Annotated in this window: 6 protein-coding genes and 4 pseudogenes; 4 read left to right on the forward strand and 6 right to left on the reverse strand. The window is 72.7% G+C overall.

Going from position 1 to position 12,634, the window contains the following annotated elements; genetic code table 11:
• Positions 1-2,082 precede the first annotated feature (2,082 nt).
• Together UK94_RS39365 and UK94_RS72805 are read left to right on the forward strand one after the other, a co-directional pair.
• A partial coding sequence (locus UK94_RS39365) for a MarR family winged helix-turn-helix transcriptional regulator (protein WP_235486453.1) occupies positions 2,083-2,295 on the forward strand: 213 nt, incomplete at its 3' end.
• A gap of 24 nt (positions 2,296-2,319) precedes the next feature.
• The gene (locus UK94_RS72805; protein ID WP_268761205.1) at positions 2,320-2,529 is read left to right on the forward strand and encodes a hypothetical protein; all 210 of its coding nucleotides are present in this window, start codon (positions 2,320-2,322) and stop codon (positions 2,527-2,529) included.
• A gap of 74 nt (positions 2,530-2,603) precedes the next feature.
• Here UK94_RS72805 and UK94_RS39375 read toward each other — a convergent pair.
• From UK94_RS39375 to UK94_RS04295, 3 genes and pseudogenes are all read right to left on the reverse strand, one after another.
• Positions 2,604-2,869, reverse strand: a pseudogene (locus tag UK94_RS39375) (hypothetical protein); the annotation flags it as partial.
• Between the two features lies 1 nt (position 2,870).
• A pseudogene (locus UK94_RS04280) lies at positions 2,871-3,413 on the reverse strand (hypothetical protein); the annotation flags it as partial.
• 1,964 nt (positions 3,414-5,377) lie between these two features.
• Complete coding sequence (locus UK94_RS04295) at positions 5,378-6,286, reverse strand: hypothetical protein (protein WP_011602111.1); 909 nt, start codon at positions 6,284-6,286, stop codon at positions 5,378-5,380.
• Between the two features lie 1,320 nt (positions 6,287-7,606).
• Between UK94_RS04295 and UK94_RS39380 the strand changes: the two genes are divergently transcribed.
• A partial coding sequence (locus UK94_RS39380; RefSeq protein WP_235486567.1) for an SAM-dependent methyltransferase occupies positions 7,607-7,772 on the forward strand: 166 nt, incomplete at its 3' end.
• 1 nt (position 7,773) lies between these two features.
• Positions 7,774-8,473 (forward strand): annotated as a pseudogene (locus UK94_RS04305) (SAM-dependent methyltransferase); the annotation flags it as partial.
• A 298-nt stretch (positions 8,474-8,771) separates the two neighbouring features.
• On the opposite strand, the pseudogene UK94_RS04310 reads toward UK94_RS04305, so the two are convergent.
• From UK94_RS04310 to UK94_RS04320, 3 genes and pseudogenes are all read right to left on the reverse strand, one after another.
• Positions 8,772-10,109: pseudogene (locus tag UK94_RS04310) on the reverse strand (glycoside hydrolase family 3 protein); the annotation flags it as partial.
• A gap of 467 nt (positions 10,110-10,576) precedes the next feature.
• Positions 10,577-11,335 carry an SDR family oxidoreductase gene (locus tag UK94_RS04315; RefSeq protein ID WP_041938798.1) on the reverse strand — a complete coding sequence of 253 codons (759 nt, stop codon included), beginning with the start codon at positions 11,333-11,335 and terminating at the stop codon, positions 10,577-10,579.
• A 193-nt stretch (positions 11,336-11,528) separates the two neighbouring features.
• On the reverse strand, positions 11,529-12,374 hold the full coding sequence (locus tag UK94_RS04320; RefSeq protein WP_041938799.1) for an enoyl-CoA hydratase-related protein: 846 nt from the start codon (positions 12,372-12,374) through the stop codon (positions 11,529-11,531).
• Positions 12,375-12,634: the final 260 nt, after the last annotated feature.

Genomic DNA, 12,634 nt, shown 5'->3' on the forward strand with positions numbered 1-12,634 from the left:
AAGCAGGAGTTGGACGGCACGTTCGATGGAATGTTCGCAATTGATCGGGGTGGTGAACCGGCACGTGTGACCAATTTCAAGCTGATACCCGACTCGGCTGATGTCCTGGAGATCCTCGGCCCGCTCGCCGAACTTTCGGTGCGCAGTCAGGGCGCTGTTGTGATCAAAGGGAAGCCTCAGGGAACCGTGCTCGGCCCCGACCTGTTCATCCACGCCGGAGCCGTGCGATTCGAGGGGCCTGCGCTGGAATTTGCCCGACGGTCCGAGGTCGACTCGGCTGGTGGGGAGTCGGAGCCGTCGGTGGTGATCGAGGCGCGCGACTCGCTGCAGCTTCCGCCAAGCTCGACCCAGTTGCCGGCAACCAGCGAACTTGAATTCCGAGTGTCATCGGAGATGAAGTTGCACTATCCTTGGTTCGAATATCGGGTAGAACTGGTGGACGAAGAGGCTCCCGACAAGAAGGTGGTTCGCTTCCTGAACAAGTTGATGAACCTCACCCGGGCTCATGGACACTCCGGTGAACGAGGCACCTATATCAAGAAGTTCGAGGGGCGGCAGCCGTTCCCGCCCGCCGAATTCAGCGCAGCCCTCGCCGCGCTCGTCGCGGCCGACGTCGTGCGGATCGAGGGCGAACTCATCTTTCTCCGGAACGAATGGGAACGATATCGGTACAGCGGCAAGGCGTTGCAAGGACAACGGCAGTTGTCGGACGTAATCTCCGCCTGGGGGCCAGTGATCTACGCGATCGAGCAGAGTGTCTGGGGGCGGTAGCGAGGCCGCTCCGGGAGGTGCCGGCAGGCCGCCGGGGCCTCTCCGGCTCGGCGACCTGTCAGATCGGGCCCGGCCGACGATGCGGCTGCGGCGGCCGGGCTGTGGGTGGTCAGCCGACGTGGGTGGGCGGTAGGCCGCGGGCGGCCACCTCGGCGCGGACGGCCGGGATGATCTCGCGGGCCACGAGTTCCTGTTGGGCGACGGTCGGGATGGCCAGCAGCAGCGCGGTGAAGCCGACCGCCAGGATCTGCAGGAGCTGGTCGATCACCTCCTGGNCACCGCCGGCCACCGCGCCGGCGCCCGGCTGCGGCGGCGCCCCGACGCGCACGATCACGTTGCAGGCGCAGGTGATTGCGGCGGGATCGCGGCCCGCGTCACGGGCGGCCGCCAGCACGGACTCGCGCATCCGGCGGGCGCCCTCGAGGCCGATGCGGCCCACCGACGGCAACCAGCCGTCGGCGAGCTCACCGGTCAGCGCGAGCGCCCGTGGCCCGTACGACCCGAGCCAGATCGGGATCGGATGGTCGGGGCGAGGCTCGATGCGGGCGCCGTCGACGGAGAACTCGCGGCCGCGCACGGTGGTCGACTCGTTCGACCAGAGCCCGCGGATGATCGTGATGGCCTCGCGCTGACCGGTGATCTTCTGCCCGGGGGTCCGGTCGGGCAGGCCGAAGGCGCGGAACTCCTCGTCGTATCCGCCCCCGCCCAGGCCGAGGACGAACCGGCCGCCGGAGACCCGGTCCAGCGTCTCGGCCGTCTTCGCGACCACCGCCGGCGGCCGGTAGGGCAGCGCCAGGACGTTCGTGGCCAGCTCGATGCGGCGGGTCTGGCCGGCCAGCCAGCTCAGGGCGGACAGCGGCTCGACGGTCCGGCTGTGACCGTGCAGGTGGTCGCTCAGGCTGAAAAGGTCGTAGCCGAGTTCGTCGGCGCTCTGGGCAAGATCCAGGGTTTGCGACGCGGACAGCCCGCTCACCGCACCGCCGGCGCCGAACACCAGCCGGGACCCGTCCAGGCGGCTCACCGCGCACCGCCCCCGGCGGGGGTCGGGGTGATCGCTGTGGTTGGTGGGGTCAACGTCAGTCCTTCGACGGATGTGTTCGGCCCGCAGGTGCAGCAGAGGCGGCGGCGCTCCAGCGGCTCAGCGCGCGGGTGCGCTCGCCGGGCCCGGTGTGGCTGGCAGTGAGGCCGCCTCGGCGGCGTCGGAGACCTCTTAGTTTGGATCACATATAGTATGTATCACGAATCAATAAGGTCGGCAATGCCAACTGCCGGCGGTACAGTGTTCGCACGGCGACGCGAGGGAGATCCGCGGTGGGCGCGACGTTCACGACACCGGTGGCCCTGGTGCGGCTGTCCTACCTGGTGAACTCGATCTACGCCGACGTCTGCGCCGGTCACGGCCTGTCCGTGCCGCAGGCCCAACTGATGTGTGTCCTCAGGGACCAGTCCCGCGGCATGGGTGAGATCAGCGTGATGCTCCGACTGGACAAGTCCAGCGTCACCGGCCTGGTCGAGCGGGTGGAGNGCCGCGGCTACCTGGGTCGCGCNATGTCGGCGACCGACCGGCGCGCCGTCACCGTCTCCCTCACCCCGGAGGGCAAGCGGCTCACCGACGCCTTCTACGACGAGGTCAGCCAGCGGCTGACCGACCTCGTCGCCCACGTCCCGGCCGCCGATCGGGATCATCTGGCCCGCATCGCCACCGAGATCGTTGTCGACGAGGGCGTTCCCGACGTGTTCGGTGCCCTCGCGTCCTGAGCGGAGCAGGTCCGACCCGCGCGGGTCGTCTCCGCGTGCCGTGAGCCTGCCACCGGCTCGCGGGGCGATGACGATCAGAAGCGGCAGCGCAGAGGGGTGGCGAAGGTCGGGGGCGGGGCGGCGAGGGCGGCGCGGATCGAGCGTTCGAGCACCGAGTCATCGGCGTCGTCCTCGCGGTCGAGGCGCAGGGGAGCGCGCAGCCCCGCCTCGGTGTTGCTGATGAACCTGGGTGGTCCGGTTCGTTTGAACCCGCGGGTGTGGAACAGGAAGGGGTGGGCGAGGATCACGTCCCCGGCCGCTCCGGTCAACTCGGTGAAACTACCGATGGGCTCGGCGAGGANGGCCTCGAACAGCTCCAGGTGGGTCAGGCCGCCGGGATGCTCGGCGAGCACCCGCGCGGTGCGCAGGTGGGAGCCCTCCGCCACCAGCGTCGCGCCGCCGCCCGGCTCGACGTCCGAGAACAGGCCGATGACCAGCAGACCCTGCCGGGACGCGTCGAGCGTGTGCCGGAACCAGTTGCCGTCGACGTGCCAGCCGGTGGTCGGCACTTCACGCGGGTCGCCGGCGCCGTGACTGAAGTTCACCGGCCAGAACCCCCAGCCGCGCTCGCCGCGCCACCGGCCGGGTCCGACGAGGTCCGAGATCGCGTGGGCGAGCGGGTCGGTGAAGCAGGCGAGCACCTCCGGCACCGCCAGCCGCTCCTCGATGTCGTAGCCCGGCGGCCAGGTGCTCGGGTCGTCCTCGCGGATGCCGGCCTTCTGCGTCATCCGCCGCCAGACCGCCCGGCGGGCCGCGGCCGCCTGCGCGGCGGTGTACGCCGCCCGCAGCACGCAGAAGCCGCGTTCGACGAACGCGTCGCGATCCGCCGCCGTCAGCACCGCCATCCGACTGCTCCCCCTCCCCGGTCCGGGCAGCTTCACCAGTAGAGCAGCCAGGAGTCGCCGCTCCAGATGCCGTGCCCCTGGAGGGTCAGCCGCTCGTCTCCCGGGCGCACCGATGCCGACGGGGCGATCTGGTGCAGCAGCAGCCCGGAGTGCACGACGAGCTCACCGGGGCTGTACGGCACGTACTGGAGCGGGTGGAAGCGCCGCAGGTCGCCGACACTGTCGATCAGATCCCGCCGCATCGCCTCCAGGAACGTGGCGTGGCTGACCGGCCAGGTGTTGAGGCCGCCGCCGGCCGCGGGCACCCGCAGCGGCAGGGTGAACGAGAACACCCGACTCGCGTCGACCTCATCGGGCCAGTCGAAGAGCCGGTACTGGAGGTCGAAGTGCACGGAGGCGCGTGGGCGGGTGAACACGGCCTCGGTGAACCACACGTGAAACCCGGGCAACGCGAACCACTCGGTGTACCGGACCGGGGCATTGAGGTCGTCGACGAGCGCGGCGGCGAGCCGGTTGTAGAGCCAGNCGAACCGATCCCACAGCAGCGGCCGGTGNCGCGCGGCGCGATCGTGGTAGTCGCCCGACTGAGAGTTCGGCGTGAGGTCGAGATAACTGGGCGTGCCGAGGGTGTGGAAGCCGGCGCCTCGCTCGATCCAGCTCGGCCGCTCCCGGTGCACCGCGTCACGGACGTTCTCGGCCTCCCGCGCCGACAACAGCCGCACGGTCGAGACGTCCGGCCGAGCCGCGGACCTGGCCGCGGTCGTCCTCGCGGTCGTGGTCGTCCTCGCGGTCGTGGTCGTCCCCGCGGCCGTGGTTGCGATCGTGGTCATCCCATCCTCCTCGCAGCGAGTCCGGGGGTTGTCGTGACAGGTGCGGCGTGGTCGACGGTCGGCTGGTCGGCGGTCGGCTGATCGACGGTGGGCCGGTCGACGGCGGGTCCGGAGACGGCGGGTCCGAAGGCGGCTGGGCGGCGGGTGAGCAGGTCGACCAAGGAGGCGGTGACGACGCCGCCGGCCCGGCGGTCGTACCAGTCGTAGCCGGGCATCGGGTTCGCCTCCAGCACCCAGTACCGGTCCCCGTCGACGCGCAGGTCCCAGCCGGCGAGCAGCAGGCCGGACTCGGCGGTCGCGGCGACGAGCAGCCTCACCAGGTCTCCGGGCAGGTCGACGTCGCTGAACTCGAGGTCGGCGGCATCGAGTTCGCGGTAGTCGACCNCCGCGGCGCCCTGTCCGTCCCCGTCGGATCGGCGTCGAACGATCTGCTGGGCGTGGACGGCGCCACCGCAGACGTGGACGCGGACGTCCACTCCCGCGACGTACCGCTGAAGGTGCACCGGGCCCCGCCCGGTGCTGAAGCCGGCGGCCACGGTGAACTCCCCCGGGTCGACGCGTCGGGTCCGGGCGCGCACCCCCGACAGCGGCTTGACGATCGTCGGTCCGGCCGCGGCGAACGCCCACAGCCGCTCGCCGTCGGAGCTGGTCAGACTCTCCGGTACCGCGAAGCCCGCCCGCGCGAGTCGAGCCTCGTGCAGCGGCTTCGCGCCGTTGTCCGCCCAGGCGCTCGGCCGGTTGGCGACGGGCCCCGGCACGTGGTCGAGCCACGCCGCCAGAGCGCCGACGAGCGCGCGCCACCGGGCCGCCAGCCGTGGGGCGGCTTCCAGACTGGACAGGTCGGCGAGCCGGACGAAGTACCCGCCCGCCGGGTCCAGGTCGAGCGCCTGCCGGCCGGTGACGAGCCGACTGGCGCCGTCGTCCGGAATCGCCAGCCGCCAGTCGCCGGTGCGCACGACGTCGGCGAGGTCGATCGCGACGACGCCGGCCCCGCGCCGGCCCGCCCCGTCGACGAAGTGTCGCCAGGTGCCATCCGAGCCCAGCCCGATCGCGTAGATCGGTGCGGCGACATGGTCGGGCGGGCCGTCGCCTGCGTCGCGCGGCGGCGCGGCCTGGCTGCCGGGACTCCCCACCTCAGGCCTCCGATCCGGGGAACAGGACCGTGAGTAGATGCGGACCGAGACCGAGCCAGGTCATGCGAACAATGTCGAGCCCCGGGAACGGATCGACGTCGACGAGGTGGGCGCTGCCCCCGTCGTCGCCGACCCGCCAGATCAGCGCGGCGAGGGTGAGCCCGAGCCGTTCGACCACCGCCAGGCTGCGGCCGGGCAGGTCGAGGTCGTCGATCTCGGCGGTCGTGCATCGCCAGGCGGACCCGGCGAGGACCACCACCACCTCGAAGACCGGGTCGGCCGCCGACCACCGCGCCCGGAACGGACCGCCGGCCGCGGGCGGCTGCGGCCAGCGCGCCGTCTCCCGGGTGACGGCGTCCTGCACCCACCACGCCTCGTCGGTCTGGCGGGCGGGGTCGGGGTAGGTCGAGGAGAAGACCTCGATCGAACTCACCGGTTGCCCGGCCGCCATGTCGGTGAGGGCCGCCGAGCCGGAGACGGCGCTGCCGAACGCGACAACGGACGGCCGGTTCACGACGGGCAGGTCGGTGAGGGCGGCCGCCGCCCACAGCAGGGCGACGCACTCCTGGTACTGGAACTGCGCGTCGGGGCGCGCACCGGCGCCGACGACGGGGGGCGGGGGAACCCGCAACAACATCGGCACCCGGGGCGTCACGAGGGCGGACCTGCCCGACACCGCGACGGTGAACAGTTGTGCCGCGTGGAAGGGGTCGAGGACGACGGCACGCCGGCCGACCTCGTCCAGGTACTCGGCTACGAAGGAGGCGACCGCGTCATCGGGCTCGGCGACGATCAGCAGGTCGTCCTCGTCCAGCGCGGACGTGAGACCGGGCGTTGGCGTTGGCGTTGGCGTGATCCGGGCTGTCGGCGCGAGGGAGGCGGGGGCTGCGGCGTCGGTCTCGGCGGTCATCGTGGCGTTCGTTCAGATCACCACGCCGGCCAGCCGCAGGTAGCGGTTGATCCGGGAGGCGCGGAGCGTGGCGGCGACGTCGTCGGGGTCGTGGCCGGGGTCGTGGCCGGTGCGGCCCGTCGCCGACGCCCGTGCCCACTCGGAATCATCGAGGTGACCGTCCTGCGGGTTGCCGTCCTTCGCATATCGGTCAGGCGGGTGCTCGACGCTGGGCGAGCCAACGGGTGAGCGGCCGGACGTGTCGTTCGGGAAGCGCGTGGTGGGCGCGCCGACGCCCGGATCCGNCCGATCCCACCGATCTTTCCCGTCTTTGGTATCTTTTGTGTCTTTTCCGTAATCCTTGGTGTCCTTGAATTCCTTCCCGTCCTTGCGGTCCTTGCCGTCCTTGCCGTCCTTGACATCCTTCCATTCCTTGCTGTCCTTCCCCTCCTTGCCGTCCTTGCTGTCCTTCCCGTCCTTGCCGTCCTTGAAGTCCTTGAACTTGCCGGACGGGCTCCTGGCGAAGGTGCCGGGCAGCCCGGCGGTCAGCAGTTCGGAGGAGGTCTCCTCCGGCGACTCGGTCGTGTCCTTCTGCAGTCNTGACCACAGCACGGCCATCACGTTGTGGCGGTCGTCAGCCGTCAGGAACGGCATCACGCGGGCTTCGTCCATGGACCAGGGCATCGCCGGTCAACCTCCTTGGCGTTGCTGCTCTGTCAGCAGGTGCTGCTGCGTGGTGAGCTGGTGCTGCGTCGTGGGATGGTGCCGGCGGTGCGTCGCCGGGCGGGTGGAACAGGAGATGGTCGAAGACCCAGAGGAAGTCGAAGCCCGCGGACTCCGCCTGCTGCGCAGGATCTCGTACGTCGAGGTGGGATGGTTGTTTCCAGGGATATTCGGAGACTGGAAGCACCACGCCGACCTGCAACGTGGCGCCCATTGAAGCTCGACCGAACGTGACGGNGGCCTCCACGGTCTCCATCGTAGCCAGCGGCGGTTACGTTTTTCGAGCGTTGACGAACGTTTCCCCAGGCGCCGGCGGCCGGGTCGAGGCCCTGGCCGGGAAAGCGGGAAACTGCGGGACGGCGTTCGCCGGTTCCGGCGGTCGCCGATTCACGGGACGCCACCCGGACGTGTACGAATCCCGGCGCGGGCCACCGTCACACCCGGTGGGAATCCGACGGCTTCGTCGCCGCCGCTGTCGATTGCCCGAGGCGCCGGCCGGATCGAGGGGCGGGGCTCCGGGAACCGGGGACGAACCTCTCCTATCCTCTCATCAGGCACCTGGGCTGTTGTCGCCGATCGGGGCGGACGAGCGTAGTGGAGGCAGCGGTGAACGCGGAGATCGGCACGGATCCGCAACCGTCCGAGGGCTCGGGCGACACGCCATGGTGGCAGTCCGTGGCCGACGACCCGAAGCCGGTGGAGCTGCGAGTGGACCTGCCGCATCCGGCCCGGATGTACGACTACTACCTCGGCGGGAAGGACAACTTTCCCGCCGACCGGGAGGNCGCCGAGCAGGCTCGGGCCGTCGCACCGAACGCGAGCGTCGCCGCCCGCGCCAACCGGGCGTTCATGGCCCGGGCGGTGCGCCACCTGGCCGGCGAGGCCGGCATCGACCAGTTCCTCGACATCGGCACGGGGATCCCGACGAGCCCGAACCTGCACGAGATAGCGCAGGAGGCCGTCGAGGGCGCCCGGGTCGTCTACGTCGACAACGACCCGATCGTGCTCACCCACGCCCGCGCGCTGCTCACCGGCACCCCGGCGGGACGGACCGCCTACCTCGACGCCGATGTGCGGGACGTCAGGCGAATCCTGACCGCCCCGGAGGTCACGGACACCCTCGACCTGTCCCGGCCGGTGGCGCTGTCGTTGCTCGCGGTGGGCCACTTCCTGCCCGACTCCGACGACCCGGGCGCCATCGTCCGCCGGCTCGTCGACGCCCTGCCGGCGGGCAGCTACCTCGTCCTGTCCCATCTCACGCCCGACCACGACCCGTCGATCGAGGCCGGCGCCAAGGCCTACCGCGCGCGTGGCATCCCGCTGCGGCCCCGGACCCGGGCCGAGATCGAGGCGCTGTTCGGCGGCCTGGAACTACTCGACCCGGGGCTGGTCTGCGTGCACCGCTGGCGGCCCGACGCCACCGTGCCGACCGACCTGACCGACGCGCAGGTCAGCGCCTACGGGGCCATCGGCCGCAAGGGCTGACGCCCGCCCGCTCGGCGCTTGGCCGGCCCCGGTCCGGCGCGGCGGGCGGGGGTCAGCAGGGGCGCAGTGCGGTCAGGCCGGAGCCGCGGGGGAGGGGACGGCCCGAGGGGGCGGTCGCGGCGACCGGGAGGCGGCCGCGCGGCGGGGCTGCGCCGGTGAGCACGTCGGCCAGGGCCGCGAGGGAGGCCGGGTCGGCGGAGTAGGTGGCCAGCCACGCGGCGGCGGCGGTCGGCGGGTGGTAGGGCGTGGCCGTGGAGACGACGACCGTGCCGGGGCCGGTGCGGGCGGGCGGCCCGGNGCCTCCCGCGAGGACGATCGTCACCGGGGCGGTTTCAGCGGCGCCGCCGGGGCCCGCGGCGGCGGATCCGCCGGGGGGCGGCGCGGTGGTGCCCGGCGCCGGGGCGACGACTCCCCGGGCGGCGAGGGCCGCGCGCAGGCGGGCGGCCGCGGTGGACGAGCCGGCGACCGTGACCGGGGCGCCCGCGCGCAGGGGGAGGATCCCGCAGTCCTGCGTCAGGAGAGTGACGGACCGGGACGCGACCCGGGCGGCCACGGCGGGTCCGTCACCGGCCGGCGCCGGGGAGGCATGCGCGAGGCGCCACTTCAGGCGCAGCACGCGCCGCGCCGATTCGTCGATGCGGCCGGCCGGGATCCGGCCGCTGCGCAGCGCGGCGAGCAGGCCGTCGCGGGCCTCGACGAGCCGCGGCGGCATCAGCAGCAGGTCGTCGCCGGCGAGCACGGCCCGCACGGCGGCCTCGCCGGGCGAGTACCGCCTGGTGATGGCTGCCATGTTCAGCGCGTCGGTGACGACCACGCCGTCGAAGCCGAGCTCCCGGCGCAGCAGCGAGGTCACCACCGACGGGGACAGCGACGCCGGTGACCCGCCGTCCAACGCGGTGGCGAGCAGATGCCCGACCATCACCATCGGCGCCCCGGCGGCGACGGCGGCGCGAAACGGTGCCAGGTCGACGGCGTCGAGGCGCTCGCGGGAGGACGCGACCACCGGCAGGTCGAGGTGGCTGTCGACCGACGTCGAGCCGTGCCCGGGGAAGTGCTTCGGGGCGGCGGCCACCCCCGCCGAGGCGAATCCGCTCACGGCCGCGGCGGTGAGGCGGGCGACCGCGGCCGGGTCGTCGCCGAACGACCGCTCGCCGATCACCGGGTTGGCCGGGTTGGTGTTGACGTCCGCGTCGGGGGCGAAGTCGACGTTGATGCCGAGCGCACGCAGGTCCGTGCCGGTCACCCGGGCGGCGTCACGGGCGTCCTCGACGCGGCCGCTCGCGCCCTGCGCCATCGCGTCGGGCAGCAGGGTCACCCCGTCGCGGATCCGCATCACCGGCCCCTGCTCCTGGTCGGCGGCGACGAGCAGGGGAATGGCCGCGGCGCCCTGTAACCCGGCGGTGAGGCCGAGGACCTGGCCGGGGGCGACGACGTTGTCGGGTAACGCACCCGGCCCGGCGCCTGCGGCGTCGAACAGGACGACGCCGCCGAGGCCGAGCTCGCGCACGGCGGCGGCGGCCGTGTCCGTGCCCGCGACCGTCCGGTTGCCGGCCAGCGCGGCCGGCGTGCGGTCATCCGGCGTCGTCCCGAACACGTAGCCCATGAGTAACTGGCCGATCCGCTGCTCGGGCGTCATCCGCGCGAGGGTCGAGTCCACCCACACCGTCTCCGCGTCGTCCGTCGCCGACCCCGGAGTGGGGTCCGCCGTCGCGGCGGCCCCCGGGGACGCGGTGGGGTGCGCCGCGTCGACGGCCGCGGCGAGCGCGTCCGGGGCCGGGGGCGTGGCGCCGCGGGTGCCGTCCCCGCCGGTCCGCTCCGGATCACGCCCGAAGCAGCCCGCGACCAGCAGGAGGCAGGCCAGCAGCACGACGACGGCCCGCGGCGGCCGGCGCCGCCGTCTGGTCACCACCGACCCGGTCACCACCGATCTGGTCACCACCGATCGGGCCCCGCGTCCGGAGTACCGGAACTCATCGTGTCGATGAGTGATCGACCGCCTTCCTGATCATCCGAGTGAACGAGGACGGCCGTGAGTCCGCCCTGCACGGGCCGACTTGACTGGATGACTTCAGGTGCCTGGTGGACTTCAGGTGCTGGGTGACGTCAGGTGCTGGGGCGCAGGCCGCCGTCGACCTCGATGACGGTGCCGTTGACGAACGACGAACCCGGCGTGGCGAGGTCGCGGACCACGGTGGCTATCTCGGCGGGCTCCCCGCCGCGGCCCACCGAGATGCCCGCGACGATCCGCTCGTGCCACTCGGTCGGGATCGCCCCGGAGTACAGCTCGGTGTCCGGCACGTAACCGGGGGCGACGGCGTTGACCGTCACCCCGTCGGGGCCGTAGTCGTTGGCGAGGCCGACGACGATCCGGTTGAGCGCGGCCTTGGTGGCGGCGTAACCCGGGTCGCCGCCGGCACTGCGCGCCGACCTGGAGCTGATCATGATGATGCGCCCGCCCGGCCGCCGGATCGCGGGGCCGAGCGCCTGGGTGACCAGCAGGGCGCTGACGACGTTCTGCAGGTAGAGCGTCGTGTGCCTGGTCGCCAGGTCGCGCAGCGAGGTCACCGGCGCGGGGTGGGTGCCGCCCGCGTTGTTGACCAGCGCATCGAGGGTGCCGAACTCGCCGGTCACGAACTCGGCGAGGCGTTCGACCTGGTCGGGGTCGGTGACGTCGGCGGCGAAGGACAGCACCGGCGGGCCGCCGACCTCGGCGTTGATGTCCTTGGCCGCGGACTCCAACCGATCGGGGCGGCGCCCGACGATGACCACCCGGTCGCCGCGTTCGGCCAGCGCCCGCGCGATAGCCCGGCCGATCCCCGTCCCGCCGCCGGTCACCACGGCCGTCCCTGCCTGCTCGCTCATCGCAACGCCTCCTCGCGCCGGTTGATGTCGCAATGCATCGGCTTGTACCCAGACGTCCCCAGTCTCGTCGATGCCCCGACCCCTGGCGCCCATCNCCCCCCGCCGACCGCCGCAGCAGCGGTGTGGGCGTACTCCGCGCCGCTTGCACCGTCTTCTCGGCGCGCCCGGCCACCGCCAGGCCTGCGCGCGCCGGTCAGGCCGAGGCCGGCTGGTCCGTGCCGCCGGGGACGCGCTCGCGGAACTGCGGGGCGCGCTTCTCCCGGCGGGCGGCGACGCCTTCGTCGAAGTCGAACGCGCGCAGGCCGGCGCGCATCACCGGCACGGTCGCCGCATAGTGCGCGGCGAGTGGCGAGACGGCGGCGTCGTCGATCATGCTGCGGATCATCGCCAGCGAGTCCGGCGAGCAGTTCAGGGCCAGGTCGCGGGCATATTCCCAGGCTGCCGGCAGCACCTCGGCGGCAGGCAGGACCCGCTGGGCGAGACCCAGCTCGCCCGCCTCGGCGCCGAGGAAGACCCGGCCGGACAGCAGCAGGTCCGCGGCGGCGCCGGCACCGATCAACCGGGGCAGCAGCCAGGCCGACGCGTACTCCGAGTACAGACCCAGCCGGGAGAACGGCAGCGACAGCTTCGCGTCGACGGCGACGAACCGAACGTCGGCGGCCAGGCTGACCGCGAACGCCAGCCCGGCCGCCGGACCGTTGATCGCCGCGATCACCGGCAGGCGCAGCGAGCGGATCATCGCGGGGCCGTTCTCCGGCGAGACGATCAGCGAGTCCCGACCCTCGACCGGGGTGTTCGCCAGCATGGCGAGGTCCGCACCGGCGGAGAACGCCCGCCCCGCTCCGGTGATGACCACGGCCCGAACCCGAGGGTCGGCGTCGGCCCGCCGCAGCAGCGCGAACAGCCGGTCACCCATCGCCACGGTCAGCGCGTTCAGCTTGTCCGGACGGTCGAAAGTGATCGTCGCGACCTGGTCGGCCACGTCGTACCGGACCGGAGCATCGTCATGCTCCGCGGTCGTCCGGGTGTCCACCGGCATCGTCCACCTGCCTCTGTCGCTCCGGTCACATCTGGCTGCCGTCCCTTCATACCGCCCGCGATGTTCGCGTGCGCGCCGTCGCCGGGTCCGCGGGTCCGGCCGGCGACCTGGGACACGACGAGCCGGGTGCGGTCGGCCGACTGCGCGGGGTCGAGCCGGGGTGCCCGTGAAGCGGTCCCGGTCGCCGTCCGGTGTGAGATGTAGCGCCCGCGGCGCCCGAACGGGGACGGATGAACGACCGCTGACCGCCATCCGGCCAC

It is taken from the genome of Frankia sp. AvcI1 (assembly GCF_001420875.1).
In the GTDB taxonomy this organism is placed as follows: Bacteria; Actinomycetota; Actinomycetes; order Frankiales; family Frankiaceae; genus Frankia; species Frankia alni.

What these genes read in the sequence shown, in the direction of transcription:
- UK94_RS72805 (WP_268761205.1), top strand. Translation starts at nt 2,320, where the DNA reads ATGTCGGCGACCGACCGGCGCGCCGTCACCGTCTCCCTCACCCCGGAG.
- UK94_RS04295 (WP_011602111.1), bottom strand. Translation starts at nt 6,286, where the DNA reads ATGACCGCCGAGACCGACGCCGCAGCCCCCGCCTCCCTCGCGCCGACA.
- UK94_RS04315 (WP_041938798.1), bottom strand. Translation starts at nt 11,335, where the DNA reads ATGAGCGAGCAGGCAGGGACGGCCGTGGTGACCGGCGGCGGGACGGGG.
- UK94_RS04320 (WP_041938799.1), bottom strand. Translation starts at nt 12,374, where the DNA reads ATGCCGGTGGACACCCGGACGACCGCGGAGCATGACGATGCTCCGGTC.